This is a genomic window from Kitasatospora sp. NPDC057595 (assembly GCF_042800875.1).
GTDB lineage: Bacteria > Actinomycetota > Actinomycetes > Streptomycetales > Streptomycetaceae > Kitasatospora.
In genome coordinates, this window is record NZ_JBHVGL010000004.1 from 19,294 (window position 1) to 40,955 (window position 21,662).

General features: G+C 72.9%; 16 protein-coding genes. 13 read left to right on the forward strand and 3 right to left on the reverse strand.

Going from position 1 to position 21,662, the window contains the following annotated elements; translation table 11 throughout:
- The first annotated feature begins 129 nt into the window (after positions 1–129).
- From ftsZ to ACFU9E_RS08440, 6 genes are all read left to right on the forward strand, one after another.
- Positions 130–1,371, forward strand: a complete 1,242-nt coding sequence (gene ftsZ, locus ACFU9E_RS08415; protein WP_380681273.1) for a cell division protein FtsZ — start codon at positions 130–132, stop codon at positions 1,369–1,371.
- Positions 1,368–2,099 carry a peptidoglycan editing factor PgeF gene (pgeF, locus tag ACFU9E_RS08420; protein WP_380681275.1) on the forward strand — a complete coding sequence of 244 codons (732 nt, stop codon included), beginning with the start codon at positions 1,368–1,370 and terminating at the stop codon, positions 2,097–2,099. The genes ftsZ and pgeF overlap by 4 nt, the downstream gene beginning before the upstream one ends.
- Positions 2,099–2,905 carry a YggS family pyridoxal phosphate-dependent enzyme gene (locus tag ACFU9E_RS08425; protein WP_380681277.1) on the forward strand — a complete coding sequence of 269 codons (807 nt, stop codon included), beginning with the start codon at positions 2,099–2,101 and terminating at the stop codon, positions 2,903–2,905. Before pgeF ends, ACFU9E_RS08425 begins: the two co-directional genes overlap by 1 nt.
- Before the next feature lie 228 nt (positions 2,906–3,133).
- Complete coding sequence (locus tag ACFU9E_RS08430; protein WP_350544118.1) at positions 3,134–3,736, forward strand: cell division protein SepF; 603 nt, start codon at positions 3,134–3,136, stop codon at positions 3,734–3,736.
- A gap of 92 nt (positions 3,737–3,828) precedes the next feature.
- Complete coding sequence (locus ACFU9E_RS08435) at positions 3,829–4,110, forward strand: YggT family protein (RefSeq protein ID WP_030301231.1); 282 nt, start codon at positions 3,829–3,831, stop codon at positions 4,108–4,110.
- Between the two features lie 59 nt (positions 4,111–4,169).
- Complete coding sequence (locus ACFU9E_RS08440; protein WP_380681280.1) at positions 4,170–5,513, forward strand: DivIVA domain-containing protein; 1,344 nt, start codon at positions 4,170–4,172, stop codon at positions 5,511–5,513.
- 145 nt (positions 5,514–5,658) lie between these two features.
- Here ACFU9E_RS08440 and ileS read toward each other — a convergent pair whose 3' ends face one another.
- Positions 5,659–8,790, reverse strand: a complete 3,132-nt coding sequence (gene ileS / locus ACFU9E_RS08445; protein WP_380681282.1) for an isoleucine--tRNA ligase — start codon at positions 8,788–8,790, stop codon at positions 5,659–5,661.
- A gap of 580 nt (positions 8,791–9,370) precedes the next feature.
- Between ileS and ACFU9E_RS08450 the strand changes: the two genes are divergently transcribed.
- From ACFU9E_RS08450 to ACFU9E_RS08475, 6 genes are all read left to right on the forward strand, one after another.
- Positions 9,371–9,889 (forward strand): TraR/DksA family transcriptional regulator, encoded by a 519-nt coding sequence (locus ACFU9E_RS08450; protein ID WP_380681284.1) that lies wholly within the window; start codon positions 9,371–9,373, stop codon positions 9,887–9,889.
- 133 nt (positions 9,890–10,022) lie between these two features.
- Positions 10,023–10,733, forward strand: coding sequence for a signal peptidase II (gene lspA, locus ACFU9E_RS08455; protein ID WP_380681292.1), 711 nt, complete (start codon positions 10,023–10,025; stop codon positions 10,731–10,733).
- A 79-nt stretch (positions 10,734–10,812) separates the two neighbouring features.
- A complete protein-coding gene (locus ACFU9E_RS08460) occupies positions 10,813–11,751 on the forward strand; it encodes an RluA family pseudouridine synthase (protein WP_355361682.1) in 939 nt (312 codons plus the stop codon).
- Between the two features lie 11 nt (positions 11,752–11,762).
- Positions 11,763–12,224: a GNAT family N-acetyltransferase gene (locus ACFU9E_RS08465; RefSeq protein ID WP_380681286.1), complete on the forward strand. Its 462-nt coding sequence runs from the start codon at positions 11,763–11,765 to the stop codon at positions 12,222–12,224.
- A gap of 109 nt (positions 12,225–12,333) precedes the next feature.
- Positions 12,334–15,186 carry an alpha/beta fold hydrolase gene (locus ACFU9E_RS08470; protein ID WP_380681288.1) on the forward strand — a complete coding sequence of 951 codons (2,853 nt, stop codon included), beginning with the start codon at positions 12,334–12,336 and terminating at the stop codon, positions 15,184–15,186.
- Entirely contained in the window at positions 15,183–16,049 is an 867-nt protein-coding gene (locus ACFU9E_RS08475; RefSeq protein WP_380681290.1) for an ABC transporter permease, read from the forward strand. The genes ACFU9E_RS08470 and ACFU9E_RS08475 overlap by 4 nt, the downstream gene beginning before the upstream one ends.
- A gap of 103 nt (positions 16,050–16,152) precedes the next feature.
- On the opposite strand, the gene ACFU9E_RS08480 is transcribed toward ACFU9E_RS08475, so the two are convergent.
- Both ACFU9E_RS08480 and ACFU9E_RS08485 read right to left on the reverse strand, forming a co-directional pair.
- The gene (locus ACFU9E_RS08480) at positions 16,153–18,972 is read right to left on the reverse strand and encodes an LPXTG cell wall anchor domain-containing protein (protein WP_380688321.1); all 2,820 of its coding nucleotides are present in this window, start codon (positions 18,970–18,972) and stop codon (positions 16,153–16,155) included.
- A gap of 148 nt (positions 18,973–19,120) precedes the next feature.
- Positions 19,121–20,755, reverse strand: a complete 1,635-nt coding sequence (locus tag ACFU9E_RS08485; protein WP_380688325.1) for an alkaline phosphatase D family protein — start codon at positions 20,753–20,755, stop codon at positions 19,121–19,123.
- A gap of 190 nt (positions 20,756–20,945) precedes the next feature.
- Between ACFU9E_RS08485 and ACFU9E_RS08490 the strand changes: the two genes are divergently transcribed.
- Positions 20,946–21,530 carry a dienelactone hydrolase family protein gene (locus ACFU9E_RS08490; protein WP_380688323.1) on the forward strand — a complete coding sequence of 195 codons (585 nt, stop codon included), beginning with the start codon at positions 20,946–20,948 and terminating at the stop codon, positions 21,528–21,530.
- Positions 21,531–21,662: the final 132 nt, after the last annotated feature.

Genomic DNA, 21,662 nt, shown 5'->3' on the forward strand with positions numbered 1-21,662 from the left:
GGGTTGGGGTCGGCGGTCGGCATTTCGGACATTACGTCAGAAACCAGGCTCCCTACCCATCGACATCCGTCGGTTCGGCCCCACCGGGTATCGGGCCGACCCGGAAATTCGAGGCGAGAGGCCTTCGACGTGGCAGCACCGCAGAACTACCTCGCAGTCATCAAGGTCGTCGGTATCGGCGGCGGTGGTGTCAACGCCATCAACCGGATGATCGAGGTCGGTCTCAAGGGCGTCGAGTTCATCGCGATCAACACCGATGCGCAGGCCCTCCTCATGAGCGACGCCGACGTCAAGCTCGATGTGGGCCGTGAACTCACCCGGGGCCTCGGCGCCGGCGCCAACCCCGAGGTCGGCCGCAAGGCCGCCGAGGACCACCGCGAGGAGATCGAGGAGGTCCTCAAGGGGGCCGACATGGTCTTCGTCACCGCCGGTGAGGGCGGCGGCACCGGCACGGGCGGCGCACCGGTCGTCGCCAACATCGCCCGCTCGCTGGGCGCGCTCACCATCGGCGTGGTCACCCGCCCGTTCACCTTCGAGGGCCGGCGCCGCGCCAACCAGGCCGAGGACGGCATCGCCTCCCTGCGCGAAGAGGTCGACACCCTCATCGTGATCCCCAACGACCGGCTGCTGTCCATTTCGGACCGCCAGGTCAGCGTTCTGGACGCGTTCCGCTCGGCCGACCAGGTCCTGCTCTCCGGTGTCCAGGGCATCACCGACCTGATCACCACCCCGGGTCTGATCAACCTCGACTTCGCCGACGTCAAGTCCGTCATGTCGGACGCCGGCTCGGCGCTCATGGGCATCGGCTCGGCCCGCGGCGAGGACCGCGCCAAGGCCGCCGCCGTGATGGCGATCTCCTCGCCGCTGCTGGAGGCCTCGATCGACGGCGCCCGCGGTGTGCTGCTCTCGATCTCCGGCGGATCCGACCTCGGTCTGTTCGAGATCAACGAGTCCGCCCAGCTGGTCAGCGAGGCGGCCCACCCCGAGGCCAACATCATCTTCGGTGCCGTCATCGACGACGCCCTCGGCGACGAGGTCCGGGTCACCGTCATCGCGGCCGGCTTCGACGGCGGTCAGCCGCCGGCCATCGTCCGCGAGCCGGTGGTCAAGGCGAGCGCGGCCACGGCCGGCTCGTCGTCCTCCTCGGCGTCCGGCGGCAGCGCCCCCGAGCGTCCGGCCGGCCGGCCGTCGTACGGCGGCATCGGCTCGGTGACCTCCCGTCCGGAGGGCGAGGGCGCCGCCCCGGCCCGTCCGACCGAGGCCCCGGCCACCGCGACCGCCGCCCCGGTGCCGCCGCAGGTGCAGCCGGCCCGCCAGCCGTTCGTGGAGAGCCCGGCCGAGGAGCTCGACGTTCCGGACTTCCTTAAGTGATCGACCACGCGGTCCGCGACGGTGCTCACTTCGCCTTCACCACCCGGTGGGGCGGGGTGAGCACTTCGCCGTACGGGGAGCTGAACCTCGGCGGCGCGGTGGGGGACGACCCGGTGGCCGTCCGGGAGAACCGGGCGATCGCGGCCCGCGCGCTCGGCCTCGACCCGGCCGACGTGGTCTGGATGAACCAGGTGCACGGGGCCGAGGTGGCCGTGGTGACGGAGCGGCAGCCGGCCGGGCAGGCCCCGGCCGTCGACGCCGTGGTCACCGACCGGCCGCTGGCGCTGGCGGTGCTCACCGCCGACTGCACCCCGGTGCTGCTGGCCGACCCGGTCGCGGGTGTGGCGGGCGCCGCCCACGCCGGACGGCCCGGCCTCGCCGCCGGGGTGGTCCCGGCGGTGGTCCGGGCGATGGTGGAGCTCGGCGCCGAGCCCGGGCGGATCGTCGCCGCCACCGGCCCGGCCGTCTGCGGCCGCTGCTACGAGGTGCCCGCGCAGTTGCGCGCCGAGGTCGCCGACCGGGTGCCGGCCGCGTACGCGCAGACCTCCTGGGGGACCCCGGCGCTGGACGTGCCGGAGGGAGTCGCGGCCCAGCTGGCCGCCGTGGGTGTCACCGAGCTGGTGCGATCATCGGTCTGCACCCTCGAATCCGCCGATCATTACTCCTACCGCCGCGAGCAGCGCACGGGCCGGCTCGCGAGCTACGTCTGGTTGGGCTCTGAACACTGATGACGAACGACATCTACGGACCGTTCCCGAGCGGTTCCGACCGGTTTCCGGACAAGGACTGGCTGGACGCGCTGACGGAGGGTCAGCGCGCCCGGTACGAGGAACTGGGCACCAACCTGGAGGTCGTCGAGCGCCGGATCGCCGACGCCTGCGCCGCCGCCGGACGGGCCCGTGACGAGGTCCGGCTGATCGTGGTCACCAAGACCTATCCCGCCGAGGACACCGCGCTGCTGGCCGGTCTGGGCGTCACCGACGTCGCGGAGAACCGCGACCAGGACGCCGCGCCCAAGGCGGAGCAGTGCAGAAACCTTCCGCTGGCCTGGCACTTCGTCGGCCAGCTGCAGACCAACAAGGTCCGCTCGGTCGTCCGCTACTCCGACCACGTCCACTCGGTGGACCGGCCGCGGCTGGTGGAGTCGCTCGGTGCGGCGGTCCGCAAGGCCGGGCGCGCCGATCTCGGCTGCCTGGTGCAGATCGCGCTCGACAAGGAGCACGGCGAGGGCGAGCACCGCGCCGGCGTCGCCCCGGCGGACGTCGCGGCGCTGGCCGACGCGATCGCCGACACGCCCGGGCTGCGCCTGGACGGTGTGATGACCGTCGCTCCGCTGGCCGGTCCGCTGGCCGGCGACCCGGCGGCGGCCTTCGATCGGCTGGCGGAAATCGCAAGCGCCGTACGGACCGCCCATCCGGCTGCCACCATGGTGTCGGCAGGGATGAGCGGTGACCTTGAGCAGGCCATTGCCGCCGGAGCGACACATGTGCGCGTCGGAACGGCGGTACTCGGAGTGCGGTCACCCCTCGGGTAACGTCACCGGGTAGTAGATCAGACTGCAGGACAAAATAGGACAGAAGCTAGCAGCTTATCTGAGCGCTAGCCAACCGTGGATCGCAGCTCCGCGGCCCTCATCCACGAACTTTGACCGGCCGTCGGCCTGACGAAGCGTCGTGGGCGGACCGCGGAATCCGCAAGGCGGGGCCGCTCGGCCCGGCCGCCGGGACGGAGCCGGTCCACCACAAGCGGAGGAGACAGGAGCATGGCCGGCGCGATGCGCAAGATGGCGGTCTACCTCGGCCTCGTGGAGGACGAGACGTACGACGGCCAGGGGTACGACCCCGATGACGACTACGACGCGGACCCCGAGCCGATCCGGACCGGACGGACCGAGGACATCCCCCGGCCGGCCGCGCCGGCGCCCGCGCCGGTCTCCTCGATCACCCCGCAGCCGGTGCCGGCCGCCGTCCCGATCCGTCAGGAGACCCCGAGGATGGCCCCAGTGTCGTCCATCACACCCGAACGCCGCCACAACCTGGAGAAGAGCGCCCCGGTGATCATGCCCAAGGTCGTGAACGAACGAGAGCCCTACCGCATCACCACGCTGCACCCTAGGACCTACAACGAGGCCCGTACCATCGGCGAACAGTTCCGTGGCGGGACCCCCGTGATCATGAATCTCACGGAGATGGACGACACCGACGCGAAGCGGCTCGTAGACTTCGCCGCTGGACTCGTCTTCGGTCTGCACGGCAGTATCGAGCGCGTGACGCAGAAGGTGTTCCTCCTGTCTCCTGCTAACGTCGATGTCACGGCGGAGGACAAGGCTCGGATCGCCGAGGGTGGGTTCTTCAACCAGAGCTGACCCGGCCACGACTTTACGTGTGGATCTGATCGACAGTGAGTTAGCGACAGGCGAGCGGCCCCAGGGCCGGGAATCGGGGAGAGGGAAGCGCGATGGAGATCGTGTGGGCAGTGCTCTACTACGCACTGACCGTCTTCCTGGTGTTCCTGCTCGTGCGGCTGGTGATGGACTGGGTGTTCCAGTTCGCGCGTTCGTGGCGGCCCGGCAAGGCCATGGTTCTGGTCCTGGAGGCCACGTACACTGTCACGGATCCGCCGCTCAAGCTTCTGCGGCGGTTCATTCCGCCGCTGCGTCTCGGGGGCGTGGCGCTCGACCTGTCCTTCTTCGTACTGATGATCATTGTGTATGTCCTGATCTCGCTTGTGCGGCCCTAGTCGTAGGTGAGCGATGCGACAGGATGCCGGTGTGCCGACGATCACGTTGAGGTGAAGAGATGCCATTGACCCCCGAGGACGTTCGGAACAAGCAGTTCACGACCGTCCGCCTGCGCGAAGGCTATGACGAGGACGAGGTCGATGCCTTCCTCGACGAGGTCGAGGCGGAGCTGACCCGTCTCCTCCGCGAGAACGAGGACCTGCGCGCCAAGCTGGCCGCCGCGACCCGGGCCGCCGCGCAGAACCAGGCCAACATGCGCAAGGAGCCGCCGCAGGACGCGCGTCCCGGCGCCCCGGTGCCGGCGGCCATATCCGGCCCGCCGGTCCCCGGGCAGCAGGGTGGCCCCGGTGGCCCGCAGCAGATGGGCCCGGGCGGTCCGCAGCAGCAGATGGGTCCCGGCCCGCAGCAGCAGCAGATGGGCAACCAGCCGCTCGGCCTGCCGTCCGGCGCCCCGCAGCTGCCCGCCGGCCAGGGCGGTCCGATGGGCCCCGGCCCGCAGCAGCAGCAGATGGGCCAGACCATGGGCGGCCAGCAGCAGCTGGTCCAGCCGATGGGCGGTCAGATGCTCCAGCCGATGGGCGGCCCCGGCGGCCCGCAGGGCATGGGCAACCCCATGGGCCAGGGCATGGGCCAGCAGCAGATGCAGCAGATGGGCGGCCCCATGGGCGGTCCGCAGCAGCAGATGGGCGGCCCGCTCGGCGCCCCGATGCAGCAGCAGGGCCCCGGTGGCGACAGCGCCGCCCGCGTGCTGGCGCTCGCTCAGCAGACCGCCGACCAGGCGATCTCCGAGGCGCGTTCCGAGGCCAACAAGATCGTCGGCGAGGCGCGCAGCCGTGCCGAGGGTCTGGAGCGGGACGCCCGTGCCAAGGCCGACGCGCTGGAGCGGGACGCCCAGGAGAAGCACCGGGTCGCGATGGGCTCGCTGGAGTCCGCCCGCGCCACGCTGGAGCGCAAGGTCGAGGACCTGCGCGCGTTCGAGCGTGAGTACCGGACGCGTCTGAAGTCCTACCTGGAGACCCAGCTGCGCCAGCTGGAGTCGCAGGCGGACGACTCGCTCGCCCCGCCGCGGATCCCGGCCACCGCGTCGCTGCCGCCGGCCGCGTCGTCGATGGCTCCGGCCGGTGCCGGCGCGATGAGCAGCCCGTCGCCGAGCTTCGGCGGCAGCCAGCCCTCGTTCGGCGGGAACCAGCCCTCCTTCGGCGGGCAGAGCTCCTTCGGCGGGAACTCGGGTGCACCGGGCTTCGGCGGGCAGGCCTCGGGCGGGAACTCGGGCGCGCCGCAGATGCAGCCGGCCGGGATGACTCAGCCGATGGCGGCGGTCCGGCCGCAGCCGCCGCAGCCGATGCAGCAGGCTCCCGCGCCGATGCGGGGCTTCCTGATCGACGAGGACGGCGACAACTAGCGGTAGCCGTTCGGCGGAGCGCCCCCTTCTCGACCCTTCGGGGTCGGGGAGGGGGCGCTTCTTTCTGCGCCGTGAACGGCCGGACGGGAGCAGAGGAGGAACCGCCGCCGCCTCCGGGGAGGCGACGGCGGTCACCGGGGGCCGGTCAGGCCTTGCGGAGCTGGAAGGCGAGGCCGAGCGAGTCGTCGGAGAAGGTGTCGGACTGCCAGTCGGCGGCGCCGGCGGCGAAGTCGGTGGCGAGGACCTCCTCGGCGACGAGGGCACCGTGCTCGGCGATGGCCTCCGCGGTCTCGTCGCTGGTGGCCCGCCAGCGCAGGACGATGCGGTCGGCGACGTCCAGGCCGGAGTTCTTGCGGGCCTCCTGGATCTGGCGGATCGCGTCGCGGGCGATGCCGAGGCGCTTCAGCTCGGGGGTGATCGCCAGGTCGAGGGCCACGGTGGCGCCGGACTCGTTGGCGACGGCCCAGCCCTCGCGCGGGGTCTCGGTGATGATCACCTCGTCGGGGGAGAGGGCGACGCTCTCGCCGTTCAGCTCCACCGAGGTGGTGCCCTGGGCCCGCAGTTCGGCGGCGAGCCCGGCGGCGTCCGCGGCGGCGACCGCCTTGGCGACGTCCTGCACGCCCTTGCCGAAGCGCTTGCCCAGCGCGCGGAAGTTGGCCTTGGCGGTGGTGTCGACCAGCGAGCTGCCGACCTCGGCCAGCGACTCCAGGCCGGAGACGTTGAGCTCCTCGGCGATCTGCGCGCGCAGGTCGGCGGGCAGCTCGTCCCAGCCCTGGGCGGCGACCAGGGCGCGGGACAGCGGCTGACGGGTCTTCACCCCGGACTCGGCGCGGGTGGCCCGGCCCAGTTCGACCAGGCGGCGGACCAGCGCCATGTGGCGGGAGAGGTCGGCGTCGACCAGCGACTCGTCCGCCTGCGGCCAGCTCGCCAGGTGCACCGAGGCCGGCGCGTCCGGGACGACCGGGACGACCAGGTCCTGCCAGACCTGCTCGGTGATGAACGGGGTGAGCGGGGCCATCAGCCGGGTGACGGTCTCCAGCGCCTCGTGCAGGGTGGCGAGCGCGGCGGCGTCGCCCTGCCAGAAGCGGCGGCGGCCGCGGCGGACGTACCAGTTGGAGAGGTCGTCGACGAAGCCGGAGAGCAGCTTGCCGGCGCGCTGGGTGTCGTACGCCTCGAAGGCCGCGTCGACCTCGCGGACCAGGGTGTTCAGCTCGGAGAGCACCCAGCGGTCCAGCTGCGGACGGTCGGCCGGGGCCGGGTCGGCCGCGGACGGCGCCCAGCCGGCGGTGCGGGCGTAGAGGGCCTGGAAGGCGACGGTGTTCCAGTAGGTGAGGAGGGTCTTGCGGACCACCTCCTGGATGGTGCCGTGGCCGACCCGGCGGGCCGACCAGGGCGAGCCGCCGGCGGCCATGAACCAGCGGACGGCGTCGGCGCCGTGCTGGTCCATCAGCGGGATGGGCTGCAGGATGTTGCCCAGGTGCTTGGACATCTTGCGGCCGTCCTCGGCCAGGATGTGGCCCAGGCAGACGACGTTCTCGTAGCTGTTCTTGTCGAACACCAGGGTGCCGACGGCCATCAGGGTGTAGAACCAGCCGCGGGTCTGGTCGATCGCCTCGGAGATGAACTGCGCCGGGTAGCGCTTCTCGAACAGCTCCTTGTTCTCGTACGGGTAGCCGTACTGGGCGAAGGGCATCGAGCCCGAGTCGTACCAGGCGTCGATGACCTCGGGGACCCGGGTGGCGGTGCCGCCGCAGTCGCGGCAGGCGAAGGTGACCTCGTCGATGTACGGGCGGTGCGGGTCGAGGCCGCTCTGGTCGGTGCCGGTCAGCTCGGTGAGCTCGGCCAGCGAGCCGACGCAGGTGAGGTGGCCCTCCTCGCAGCGCCAGATCGGCAGCGGGGTGCCCCAGTAGCGGTTGCGGCTGAGCGCCCAGTCGATGTTGTTGTTCAGCCAGTCGCCGAAGCGGCCGTGCTTGACGTTCTCGGGGAACCAGTTGGTGGCCTCGTTCTCCCGGATCAGGGCGTCCTTGACCGCGGTGGTGCGGATGTACCAGGACGGCTGCGCGTAGTAGAGCAGCGCGGTGTGGCAGCGCCAGCAGTGCGGGTAGCTGTGCTCGTACGGCAGGTGGCGGAAGAGCAGGCCGCGCGCCTGGAGGTCCTTGACCAGGGCCTCGTCGGCCTTCTTGAAGAACTGGCCGCCGACCAGCGGGACCTCGGGGGCGAAGGTGCCGTCGGCCAGCACCGGGTTGACCACCGGCAGGCCGTACTTGCGGCAGGTCGCGAGGTCGTCCGCGCCGAAGGCGGGCGACTGGTGGACGATGCCGGTGCCGTCCTCGGTGGTGACGTAGTCGGCGTTGAGGACGTAGTGCGCGTTCTCGATCTCGACCAGGTCGAACGGGCGGCGGTAGGCCCAGCGCTCCATCTCGGCGCCGGTGAAGGACTCGCCGGTCGGCTCCCAGCCCTCGCCGAGGGCCTTGGCCAGCAGCGGCTCGGCGACCACCAGCTGCTCGGTGCCGTCGGTGGCCACCACGTAGGTGACCTCGGGGTGCACGGCGGCGGCGGTGTTGGAGACCAGGGTCCACGGGGTGGTGGTCCACACCAGCAGGGCGGCGCGGTCGGCCAGCGGGCCGCTGGTCAGCGGGAAGCGGACGAAGACCGAGGGGTCGACGACGGTCTCGTAGCCCTGGGCCAGCTCGTGGTCCGAGAGGCCGGTGCCGCAGCGCGGGCACCAGGGGGCGACCCGGTGGTCCTGGACCAGCAGGCCCTTGTCGAAGATCTGCTTGAGCGACCACCACACGGACTGCACGTAGGACGGGTCCATGGTGCGGTAGGCCTCGTCGAGGTCGACCCAGTAGCCCATCCGGGTGGTCAGCTCGGTGAAGGCGTCGGTGTGGCGGGTCACCGACTCGCGGCACTTGGCGTTGAACTCGGCGATGCCGAACGCCTCGATGTCCTGCTTGCCGGAGAAGCCCAGCTCCTTCTCGACGGCCAGCTCGACCGGGAGGCCGTGGCAGTCCCAGCCGGCCTTGCGGGCGACGTGGTAGCCCTTCATCGTCCGGTAGCGGGGGAAGACGTCCTTGAAGACGCGGGCCTCGATGTGGTGGGCGCCGGGCATGCCGTTGGCGGTGGGCGGGCCCTCGTAGAAGACCCACTCCGGGCGGCCCTCGGACTGCTCCAGGCTGCGCTGGAAGACCTTGTTGTCCTGCCAGAAGGAGAGGATCTGGTGTTCGAGGGCGGGCAGGTCGACCTGCGCGGGGACGGGGTTGTAGGTGGTGGCCATCGCGGGCGTCTACCTCCGGCGGATGCGTGGACGGGATCCGACGGAGGGACGAGACGGCGTGCCGTCCCGCGGTACCACCCTCCTTGGCCGCGGTCCTGACTGCGGCCCTCTTGTTTGGGCTTGCGGCCGGTTCTACTGGGTCGACGAGCGTCGTCGCGGACCGTTCTTCCGGCGGCTCCGGGGTGATCTTCGCGCGGTGCACACCCCCGGGCTCGCACCGTCCCCGGGTCGCTGGTGGCTGCGTACTGCGGTACTCGTCCCCATCTGTGCCTTGCAGGCCCAGTGTATCGGCCGTCGCAAGTCGGTTTCGGCGCGCCGGGGCGAGGGGCACAACTCTGTTCGGCGTGCTGGGCGTGGCGGCTGTGACGTCTGCCCGGGTGGGATCATTGTGAGGCGTCGGTATGTCATGTTGTGACCGTTTTTGATCGGGATTATCGTTCCGGCACTGGAGGCCGCCGGGAACCGGCGGCTCGATTCGTTCGTAGATGGGGTCGAAGCCATGGCTGAGAAGGCAACCGGCGCGGGTACCGCCACCAAGCGGGCACGCAAGGCCGTGGCAGGCGACCCAGGGGAGGGGACCGTGACCACTACCGCACGGCGCAAGAACACCACCGACACCGCCCTCGTGGCCCCGGGCCTTACCCGTACCCCGGCCACGGCCGGGACCGCCGCCCGGTCCGTCGGCGGCGCCGAATCGGTCGACCCGGCCGAGCTACCGGTCCGGCCCGGCGAGGATCCGTGGACCTCCGAGGAGGTGCACGAGCTGCACGCCGAGCTGATCAGCGAACTGGAACGGCTCCAGCACGAGATCGGCGCGGCCGAGGCCGCCATCACCGGTCTGATGCGCGACTCCAACGACGGGGCCGGTGACGACCAGGTGGACGCCGGGACGAAGAACATCTCGCGGGAGAGCGAGCTCGCGCTGGCCAACAACGCCCGGGACAGCCTCGCCCAGACCGAGCACGCGCTGGCCCGGCTGGAGGGCGTCGGCTTCGGCACGTGCGAGTCCTGCGGCCAGGCCATCGGCAAGGCGCGGATGCAGGCCTTCCCGCGGGCGACGCTCTGTGTCCAGTGCAAGGCCAAGCAGGAACGCCGCTGACCACTCCGGGCGACCCACCGGGGCGACGCGGGGGGTCGGGCTTGCCGTAGGCTCGACCCCGTAACGTCGCCCGATCCCTCGCTGGACCGGGCTTCCACCGGCCCTCGGCCCCCACGTCACGGCAGCGGAGCGGATCATCAGTACGCAAGGTTCCCCCCAGACCCGGGACGACGCCGTCCCGACGCCCGCCGACGCCGTGGCCGGGACCCCGGACGACCGGGAGGCGCCCGCTGCTCAGCCGCAGGCGCCCGCGCAGCCGGAGGCACCCGTGCAGACCGAGCGTCCGGCCCCGACCGGGGAGCCCGCGCAGACCGAGGAGCCCAAGGGGCCCCGGCGGGTCGGCGTACTGATGGTCGTCGCCCTGCTCGCCTTCCTGATCGACCTCAGCAGCAAGCTGCTGGTCGTGGCCCGGCTGGAGAACCACGCGGCGATCAAGGTGATCGGCGACGTGGTGACCTTCCAGGTGATCCGCAACTCCGGCGCCGCCTTCGGCATGGGGCAGGCGCTGACCGTCGTCTTCACCGTGATCGCCTCGTCCGTCATCGTGGTGATCTGGCGGATCGCCCGGCGGCTGTACAGCCTGCCCTGGGCGATCGCGCTCGGCCTGCTGCTCGGCGGGGCGCTCGGCAACCTCACCGACCGGCTGTTCCGCTCGCCCGGCGTCTTCCGCGGGCACGTGGTGGACTTCATCTCCGTCCAGCACTTCGCGGTCTTCAACCTCGCCGACTCGGCGATCGTCTGCGGCGGCATCCTCGTCGTCCTGCTCTCCTTCCGCGGCAGCAACCCGGACGGCACCGTGCACCAGCAGGCGGAGAAGGGCGAGAAGGCCGGCAAGGCCGAGTAGCGCCCGCCCGGGGCCGGTGGCCCTGGGCCCGGAACGGCGGCGGACGGTGGGGCGGCCCGCGTCCGGCATACTCGTACGGGTGAGTACCGCAGCGCAGATCCGCAGCCTCCCCGTTCCCGACGGCCTGGAGGGCGAACGCCTCGACGCCGCCCTGGCCCGGATGTTCGGCTTCTCCCGGACCAAGGCCGCCGAGCTGGCCGCCGACGGGAAGGTGACGCTCGACGGCGCCGTCGCCGGCAAGTCCGACCGGGTCACCGCCGGCTCCTGGCTGGAGGTCGAGATCCCGGCGCCCGCCGCGCCGGTGCAGATCGTCGCCGAGCCGGTCGAGGGCATGCGGATCGTCCACGACGACGAGGACATCGTGCTCGTCGACAAGCCGGTCGGCGTCGCCGCCCACCCCAGCCCCGGCTGGACCGGTCCCACCGTGATCGGCGGGCTCGCCGCGGCCGGCTACCGGATCTCCACCTCCGGCGCCGCCGAGCGCCAGGGCGTCGTGCACCGGCTCGACGTCGGCACCTCCGGGCTGATGGTGGTGGCCAAGTCGGAACGCGCCTACACCGACCTCAAGCGGCAGTTCCACGACCGGGTGACCGAGAAGAAGTACCACACGCTGGTCCAGGGCCACCCGGACCCGCTCAGCGGCACCGTCGACGCGCCGATCGGGCGGCACCCCAGCTCGGACTGGAAGTGGGCCGTCACCCGCGAGGGCAAGCCGTCGGTCACCCACTACGACCTCATCGAGGCCTACCGGGCCGCCTCGCTGCTGGACATCAAGCTGGAGACCGGCCGCACCCACCAGATCCGTGTCCACATGTCGGCGCTGCGCCACCCCTGCGTCGGCGACCTCACCTACGGGGCCGACCCGACGCTCGCCAAGCGGCTGGGCCTGACCCGGCAGTGGCTGCACGCCGTGTCGCTCGGTTTCGAGCACCCGGCGGACGGCGAGTGGGTGCAGTTCGCCAGCGAGTACCCCGCGGACCTGCGGAAGGCGCTGGACATCATCGCTTCGGAGAGCTGAGGGCGACGGGGATGGCGGCGACGATCCGGGTGGCGCGCGGCGAGGCCGACCTCGCGCTGGTGCACGAGGTCCGGCGGGAGGTCTTCATCGTCGAGCAGGGGATCGCCGAGGAGGAGGAGTGGGACGACCTCGACCCCACCTCGGAGCACCTGCTGGCGATCGGCCCGGACGGCGGGCCGGTCGGGACCGCGCGGCTGATCTTCGGCGAGCAGGCGCTGAAGATCACCGGCGGGATCGAGGGCCGGGTGCTGCTCGGCCGGCTCGCGGTGCTGGCGGCGGCCCGGGGGACCGGGCTCGGCGCGGAGCTGGTGCGGGCGGTGGAGGCCGCCGGGCTGGCGCGCGGGGCGCGCGAGGTGGAGCTGCACGCGCAGGTGCAGGCGCTCGGGTTCTACGAGCGCCTGGGGTACCTTGCCGAGGGACCGGTGTACGACGACGCCGGGATCCCGCACCGGACGATGACCCGGGTGCTGTAGAGGGACCGCTGCGGCCGGACCGGCCGGCCGGCCCGGCCGCGGCGATCGGCCCGGTGGGCGCCGGTGGTTTTATCGGACGCCTACTCCGCATGCGGCTACGATCACCGCCATGGAGCTCGGTGGGGCGTGGCGCCGGTGGCGAGGCCGTGGGACGGCCGCCGGACGGAGACTGGTGGCCGGGGCGGTGGCCCTGGTGGCCGTGGCCGGGGCCGGGACGGCGGTGGCCGTCGCGGCCGGGGGCGAGCAGTCCGTCCGTCAGGAGGATCGTTTCCTCGCGATGCCCGAGACGCCCGGCAGCGCCCAGGTCGTCCAACTGGACACCTCCTTCTTCACCACCGGCGACGGCCCGCGACCGGCGGTGCTGCTCGGGCACGGCTTCGGCGGCTCCAAGGAGGGCGAGCGGGAACGCGCCCGGGAACTGGCCCGGCAGGGGTACGCGGTGCTGACCTGGTCGGCGCGCGGCTTCGGGCGCTCCGGCGGCAGGATCGGGCTGAACGCCCCGGACCGCGAGGTCGAGGACGTCAAGCACCTGGTCGACTGGCTGGCGCAGCGCCCCGAGGTACAGCTGGACGGTCCCGGCGACCCCCGGGTGGGGATCACCGGCGCCTCGTACGGCGGCGCGGTGGCGCTGCTCGGCTCGGCCTACGACAGCCGGATCGACGCCGTGGCCAGCGCGATCACCTGGTGGAACCTGGCCGACGCGCTGTTCCCGCAGGGGGTGCGCGGCTCGGGCGCCGTGGACGGCGTGTTCAAGAAGCTGTGGGCCGGGATCTTCTTCACCACCGGCTCGGTGGGCGAGCTCGGACCCTCCGGCGGTGCGGCCCGGCCGGCCCTGGCACCCGATCAGGGCGGCGGGCAGGTCGGCTGCGGCCGGTTCCTGGACGAGCTGTGCCGGATGTACGACCGGGTGGCGGCCTCCGGGCACGCCGACCCGGAGGCCGTCGCGCTGCTCGAACGCTCCAGCCCGTCCTCGGTCGCCGCGCGGCTGAAGGCACCCACCCTGGTGATCCAGGGTCAGCAGGACTCGCTGTTCCCGCTCGACCAGGGCGACGCGATCGCCCGGGCGGTGGCCGCCAACGGCGCCCCGGTGGCGGTGGACTGGTTCGCCGGCGGGCACGACGGCGCGACCGACACCAGTGACCGGGTGGACACCCGGACGACGGAGTGGTTCGACCGCTTCCTGAAGGGCGGCGGTCCGAAGGGCGGCGCCGCCGAGGGCGATGCCGCGAAGGCCGGGGGGACCGGCCCGGCCTTCCGGGTGACCCGGACCGGCGGGGTCGACTCGACGGGCTTCCAGGCGGTGCTGCGCGGGGCCACCGCGGACGCCTACCCGGGCCTCGGCGGCACCGGCTCCCGGCAGTTCGAGCTGAAGGCCCCCACCGGCGAGCCGGAGCAGGCCTTCGCCAACCCGCCGGGCGGCGCGCCGCCGAACATCTCCGCACTGCCGGGCTTCGGCGGCGCGCTCAGCCAGGCGTCCTCGCTGGGCGCCGGGCTGTCGCTGGACTTCCCCGGCCAGTTCGCCGCCTTCGAGTCGGAGCCGCTGGACTCCTCGGTGCACCTGACCGGACAGCCGACCGTGCCGGTCCGGGTGCGGGCCGACCGGCCGGACGCGGTGCTCTTCGCCAAGCTGTACGACGTCGCCCCGGACGGCAAGCAGAGCCTGCCGCAGCAGCTGTCCGCGCCGCTGCGGGTGACCGGCGCCGACGCGCCCGAGGGCAGGGACGTCACGGTGGCGCTGCCCACCGTCGACCACACCTTCGACGCCGGGCACCGGCTGCGGCTGGTGCTCGCCTCCACCGACCTCGCGTACGCCTCGCCCGTCGAGCCCGCCACCTACCGGGCGGCCGTCACCGGGCCGGTGACCCTGCCGACCGTGGACGGGCTGGTCACCGAGGCGGCGCCGCTGCCGTCCCGGACCTGGGTGCTGCCGCTGGTCGCGCTCGCGCTGGCCGCCGCACTGGTGCTGGTGCCGGGGCTGCGCGCGGCCAGGAGCACGCGCCGGGCGCACGGACCGGCGTACGACCCGGCGCTCGCCGGGGTTCCGCTGCAGATCACCGGTTTGAGCAAGCGCTACAAGGGCGCCGCCGACCGCTACGCCGTCCGCGACCTGGGCTTCCGGGTGGAACAGGGCCAGGTGCTCGGTCTGCTGGGACCCAACGGCGCGGGCAAGACCACCACGCTGCGGATGCTGATGGGCCTGATCCGGCCGGACGCCGGTGAGATCCGGATCTTCGGCCACCTGGTGCGGCCCGGCGCGCCGGTCCTCTCCCGGGTCGGCGCGTTCGTCGAGGGCGCGGGTTTCCTGCCGCACCTCACCGGGCGGGCCAATCTGCGGCTGTACTGGCAGGCCACCGGCCGTCCGGAGCAGGACGCGCACCTGGAGGAGGCGCTGGCCATCGCGGGGCTCGGCGAGGCGCTGGACCGGGCGGTGCGCACCTACTCGCAGGGCATGCGGCAGCGTCTGGCGATCGCCCAGGCCATGCTCGGCCTGCCGGACCTGCTGATCCTCGACGAGCCGACCAACGGGCTCGACCCGCCGCAGATCCGAGAGATGCGCGAGGTGATGATCCGGTACGCGGCGGCCGGGAGGACCGTCATCGTCTCCAGCCACCTGCTGGCCGAGGTCGAGCAGAGCTGCAGCGACCTGGTGGTGATGGACCGGGGCCGGCTGGTCACCACCGGAGCGGTCGCGGAGATCGTCGGCGCGGGCGCTCAGCTGCTGGTCGGCACCGACGCCTCGTTCGGGGCGGCCGAGCTGGCGGCGGCGGCCGACAAGGTGGCCGCGCTGGCCGGGGTCGGCTCGGCCGAGGCCGTCGAGGGCGGGCTGCTCGTCCGGCTGGACGGCATGGCGGGCAGTCAGCTGCTCGCCGAGCTGGTGCGGCTCGGTGTGCCGGTGGAGTCGGCCGGGCCGCAGCGCCGGCTGGAGGACGCGTTCCTGTCGCTGATCGGAGGTGCGGCGTGAGCGCCGTGGGTGCTGAGGTGTCGGCCGATCACGCGGTCGGCTACCGGGCCGGGCGGACGCTGCCGTTCCGGGTCGAGGTGGTCCGTCAGCTGCGGCGGCGCCGGACGCTGGTGATCGGCGGGGTGCTGGCCGCGATGCCGCTGCTGGTGCTGGCGGCGTTCGCGGTCGCGGGTACCCCCGGGCGGACCGACCGGACGACGTTCATCGAGCTCGCCACCTCCTCCGGGCCGAACTTCGCGGCGACCATGCTCTTCATGGGCACCGGCTTCATGCTGGTGATCCCGGTCGCGCTGTTCTGCGGGGACACGGTGGCCTCGGAGGCCAGCTGGTCCTCGCTGCGCTACCTGCTGGCGGCGCCGGTGCCGCGGGCGCGGCTGCTGGTGCGCAAGTTCCTGGTGGGGCTGCTCTTCTCGGCGGCGGCCGTGACGCTGCTGCCGCTGGTCGGGCTGCTGGTCGGCACCGCCGCGTACGGCTGGGGGGACCTCCGGCTGCCGGCCGGGGCCAGTCTGACCGCCGGGGAGGCGCTGCCGCGGCTGGCGGTCGCGGTGGCCTACGTGTTCCTGAGCGAGATCGTGATCGCCGCGGTGGCGTTCTGGCTCTCCACCGCCACGGACGCGCCGCTGGGGGCGGTCGGCGGGGCGGTGTTCGGCTCGATCATCACCGGGGTGCTGGACGCCATCACGGCGCTCGGGGACCTGCGGGCCTGGCTTCCGGCGCACTGGCAGTACGCGTGGGCGGACGCCCTGCAGCCGCGGATGGAGTGGGGCGGCATGGTGCAGGGCGTCTCGCTGTCGCTGTCCTACGCGGTGGTGCTGCTGGCGCTGGCCTTTCGGGGGTTCACTCGCAAGGACGTGGTGTCGTAGGCGCGGTGTCGTAGACATGGCGCGGTACCGGTTCGTGTGACGGCCCCGCCCCCGGCGTCCCTCGCGGGGGCCGGGGGCGGGGCCGATCGGCTCTGGTACGGGGTCAGCTCTCGTACGGGGTGGTGGGGGCGGCGGCCGTCGCGCGGCGCCGGGTCCGCTGGACCAGGAGGCCGCCCGCGGCGATCAGCAGGCCGCCGGCCGCGAGCAGACCGCCGACCGGTGCGCCGGTCTCGGGCAGGTGACCGCCGCTGTTCGGCGGCTCCGGGTGCGGGCCGGGGCCGTTGGCCGGGGGCTTTCCGTGGTCACCGCCGTTGGCCGGGGGCTTTCCGTGGTCACCGCCGTGGCCCGGGTGCTTGGGGCAGCCCTTGTGGTCGTGGTCCTTCGGGGGGCAGAACAGGACGGTGACGCGCAGCTTCACATCGGGACTGCGGACCTCGCCGCCCTGGGGGTCGGTGGCGGTGGCGTGGGCGGTGTTGGTCACCTCGCCGGCTTTGGCGTCGGCTTCGGTGACGGTGTAGAGGGCCTGGCAGGTGGTGCTCTCACCCGGCTTGAGGGTGATGCGGTCGCAGGTGATGGTGCCGACGCGGTCGTCGGTCACGGTGAGGTTCTTCAGCGCGGCCGTGCCGGTGTTGGTGACGGTGTACGTGTAGGTGATGGTCTCGCCGACGTGCAACAAGCCGGAGGGGTTGGCCTTCTTGGTGATGGTGAGCGCGGTGGCCCCGGTGGTGACGGGCAGGGTGACCTGTGCGTCGGGGCTGCGGACCGCGCCGCCCTGGGGGTCGGTGGCGGTGGCGTGGGCGGTGTTGGTCACCTGGCCGGTCCTGGCGTCGGCTTCGGTGACGGTGTAGCCGGCGTGGCAGGTGGTGCTCTCGCCGGGGTTGAGGGTGGTGCGGTCGCAGGTGACGTTGGTGGCGCGGTCGTCGGTGACGGTGAGGTTCTTCAGCGCGGCCGTGCCGGTGTTGGTGACGGTGTAGGTGTAGGTGACGGTCTCGCCCACGTGCACCGGTCCGGCGGTGTCCGCCTGCTTGCGCAGGTCGAGCCCGAAGGCCCCGTTGATCCGGATCGTCGCCTCGGCCTCCGGCGAGGTGAGCGGGTGGCCGTCCGAGGTCCCGGTGGCGTGGGCGTGGTTGGTGACCGAGCCGGCCCCGCCGTCGGCCGCGGTGATGACGTAGCTGCCGTGGCAGGTGGTGCTGTCGCCGGGGCTGCCGGCCGGGGCGAGCGTGCCGGCGGCGCAGGTGATGCCGGTGACCTTGTCGTCCGTGATGCCGACGGCGTCGACCCGGGTGCCGCCGGTGTTGGTGACGACGTAGCTGTAGGGCACGGTGTCGCCGACGGCGAACGGGCCGGGGGCGTCGACGTGCTTGGTCAGGTGGAGGCCGGGCGGGGCCACGACCGGGACGTTCTCCGAGGCCGGCGGGGACTCGACCGGGGTGCCGTCGGCGGTGCCGGTGGCCACGGCGGTGTTGGCGATCTGGCCGGACTGGGTGTCGGCGGCGGTCACCAGGTAGGTGGCCGTGCAGGTGACGGTCGCGCCGGGGGCGAGCGTGGACACCGGGCAGCTGACCGGTCCGACCTTGGGGTCGTTGACGCCCAGGTTGTCGATCGGCACGGTCCCGGCGTTGGTGACCACGAAGTCGTAGGGCACCGGCGTGCCGACCGTGATGAGCCCGGGCAGCGGCTCGTGGACCTGCTTGACCAGGTTCAGCTCGGGCAGCGGCTGGTCCGTGCTCACCGTGACGTTGCGGATCAGGTGCACGTCGGTGAACAGGCCGGTGGAGCCGGCGAAGCCGAACTTGTAGGTGGAGGGGACGGGCGTCGGGGCGGGGGTGGACAGCACCTGGTGCGGGCCGGTGCCGTCGTTGAAGTCGACGCCGACCGTCAGCACCGGGGAGGGGGCGGGCGTCAGGTGCACGTTCACCCGGCGGCGGGACGGCTCCAGCAGGGTCTGGGCCTCGTCGGGGGTCACCGCGGGCGGCAGCGAGGTGAGCGGGCCCTGCAGGGTGCCCGGCAGGGTGGAGGGCCAGGGGCCGGTGGTGGTGAAGTTGCTGGTCGTCGCGGTCAGGAAGCAGTAGCCGGTGGTGCCGTCGCCGGGGCCGCGGACGGTGACCATGTTGGCGCCGGGCGCGGGGACGTGGAACCCGGTGCCGGCCGGCGAGCGGGTCGCGCAGCCGTTGCCGCGCTGTTCCCAGTCGCCGAAGTAGTTGCCGAGGACGTCGAGACCGACGCCCAGGTAGCCGCGGTCGACGCCGGGCAGGAAGGTGAGGTTCGGGTTGTCGTCGGGGAGCTTCTGGGCGTAACCGAGGCTGCCGCCGAAGGCCCCGGGGTGGGCGAGCGAGGTGTCGCCGTTGACCAGGAAGAAGGAGATGCCGTCGGCCGGGGTGTTGGGCGTGGTGCTGCCGTACTGCCACTGGTCGAAGGTGACGTCCAGACCGTTGCCGGCCGGCAGCGCCTGGTCGAACAGGACGGCGCCGCTCTGGTCGTTCGCGGCGTCGGTGATCCGCAGGTAGCCGAGCGGCGCGCTGTTCAGCGGCGGTACCGGTCCGGTCTCGGCGGTCGGGCAGCCGCCGAGCGGGTGGTTGCCCGGGACCAGCGGGGCGGGCGCGGCGCCGGTGAGGCAGGCGGAGCCGACGCCGAGGAAGCGCGGGTCGGCGGTCGCGTTGGTGAAGGCCTCGTCGAGCAGGACGCTGCCGCCCGCCCGGACGCGTTCAGGGGCGGCAGCGACGGGGGCAGCGGCAGCGGTGGGAGCGGGGGCCGAGGAGGCGGGAGCGGAGGGTCCGGCCGGGGCGGCCGGATGCGGTGGTGCGGCGGCCCGGGCGGTGGCGCCGGTCAGGCCGGTGCCGAGGATTCCCAGTGCCGCGATGGTGGTGACGAGGCGGGCCGTTCGGGCGCGGAGCCACGGGGGACCCCCGGTTTCTCTGGTCATGTCGTCACTATGTGCGACAAGCGCACAGTGTGACGAAATGAATGCTCTGAGTGCGTCCGAATGATCGCCCGGACGAAGGAGGGGGCCCGGAAGGATGGGGCCCCGCCCTCCGGGGGCGGCCGGAGGGCGGGGCCCGGTGCGGTGGTGGCTACTTGACGGGGGAGTAGACCCGCTCGATCTGCTGGGTGCCGGACTTGGTGCGGTAGGAGCGCGTCCACTTGCTGGTCGCGTCCTTGCGGGTCCGGTCGGAGAGCACGTAGTAGTCCATCTGGGTCTGGGCGGGGGTGACCTCCAGCACGCCGTAGCCGTGCGAGTCCAGGTCGACCCACTTGACGTGCGGGTTGGCGCCCTTGATCGCGGCGGCGGCGACCAGCGAGAGGGTCTGCGGCGCGACCTTGAGGAAGTCGTCGATGTTGTCCGAGGTGACCGAGGTGACCACGAACTCGGTGGCGGCGCTGCCCGACAGCGGGTAGGTGGCGGCCTCGTTCGGGACGTCCGAGGCCCAGGCCGAGTGGATGTCGCCGGTGAGGAAGACGGTGTTGGTGATGCCGTTCGCCTTGAGGTGGCCGAGCAGCTCGCGGCGGTCGTGGGTGTAGCCGTCCCACTGGTCGGTGTTGATCGCCAGGCCCTCGCCGGGCAGGCCCAGCAGCTTGGCCAGCGGGCGCAGCAGGTAGTCCGGCAGCGAGAAGAGCGCGACCGGGGAGATCATCACCTCGTTGCCGATCAGCCGCCAGGCGGTGTCGGAGGCGGAGAGGCCGGCCTTCAGCCAGTCCATCTGGGCGCGGCCGGTGATGGTGCGGTCGGCCGAGTCGACGTCGCCGTTGCCGACCTTGACCTGCTGGGAGCGGAACGAGCGCTGGTCCATCAGGTGCAGGTCGGCGAGCTTGCCGTAGCGCAGCCGGCGGTAGGTGGTGCCGGCGATGGACGGGCGGACCGGCATCCACTCGAAGTAGGCCTGCTTGGCGGCGGCGACCCGGGCCGCCCAGTCGCCCTCGGTGCCGGGGGTGTGGTTCTCGGCGCCGCCGGACCAGGCGTCGTTGGCGAACTCGTGGTCGTCCCAGATCGCGATGGTCGGGACCTGGGCGTGCAGCGCCTGGAGGTCCTCGTCCGTCTTGTACCGGCCGTGGCGGGTGCGGTAGTCGGCGAGGGTGAGGATCTCGTGGGCCGGCGCGTGCGGGCGGACCACGGAGCCGGCGGCGCAGAACTCGCCGGTCTTGTACTCGTAGATGTAGTCGCCGAGGAAGAGGAAGGCGTCGAGGTCGCCGCGGGCCGCCAGGTGGCGGTAGGCGGAGAAGTAGCCGGCCTCCCAGTTGGCGCAGGACGCCACGCCGAAGCGGAGCCGGTCGAGGGCGGCGTCGGTGGCCGGGGTGGTGTGGGTGCGGCCGACCGGGGAGGTGGTGGCGCCGGCGGTGAAGCGGTACCAGTAGGCGGTGGCCGGGGTGAGGCCGCGGACGTCCGCCTTGACGGTGTGGTCGGTGTCGGCGGAGGTGGTCACGGTGCCGCTCGCCACGATCCGGGTGAAGCCCTTGTCGGCGGCGAGCTCCCAGCGGACCTCGGTGTCGGTGCCCAGGCCGGAGCCGGGGGCGGCCTCGGGGGCCGGGGTGACGCGGGTCCAGAGCAGGATCCCGTCGGGCAGCGGGTCGCCCGAGGCGACGCCGTGCAGGAACTGGGGCGCGGCGGCGGCCTGGGCCGCGGCGCCGAGGGTCAGCGGCAGGGCGGCGGCGCCCGCGACGACGGCGGTGGCCTTGAGCACCTGGCGACGGTGCGGGCGGGCGGAGGTCATGTCATTGACAAGGTCGGTCACGGCGACAGGCTACCCGTGGGTAATGATGTGTTCCATATGACGAACTGACTGTTTGTCGGTGATTCACCGGTGCGTGACGTCCCGCCATCCCGCCGGGTGGGCGCGGCCACCTGGCGGCCATGAGCGATGATGGGGAGGTTCCCCGCCCGCTGCAAGGAAGTTCCCCGACGTGGCCCAGATCCTGCTCCTGCACTCCGCGTACGGCCTGCGCCCCGCCGTCCACGCCGCCGCCGACCGCCTGCGCGACGCCGGCCACACCGTGCACACCCCCGACCTCTACGACGGCCGGACCTTCGACGACATCGAGGAGGGCATGGCGTACAAGGAGGAGCTGGGCAGCGACGAACTGCTTCGCCGGGCCGTGGGCGCGGCCGCCCCGCTGCTGACCTCCGGCGACGCCCTGGTCTACGCCGGCTTCTCGCTCGGCGGCTCGCTCGCCCAGAACCTCGCCCTCGCCGACGAGAACGCGCGCGGGCTGCTCCTCCTGCACGGCACCTCCGACATCCGCGAGGACGCGGCCACCGCCGTCCCCGTCCAGCTGCACGTGGCCGAGCCGGACCCGTTCGAGCCGGAGGACTGGCTGAACGCCTGGTACCTCAACATGCGCAGGGCCGGCGCCGACGTCGAGATCCACCGCTACCACGGCGCCGGTCACCTCTTCACCGACCCCGGCCTCCCCGACCACGACGCCGAGGCGGCCGAGCGCACCTGGGCCGTGGCCCTGGACTTCCTCGCCGAGCTGGACGCCGCGTAGTCCTGTTCGCCGGCGCGGGGGGCCGGCCCCGCCCGCCGCCCCCCCCCCCGGGGGGGGTGGGGGCGGGGGGAGGGTGTGTGTCGGCCGCGCCGCGCCCGGGGGGGGGGTGGTAGGGCGGGTTGAGGGGGGGCG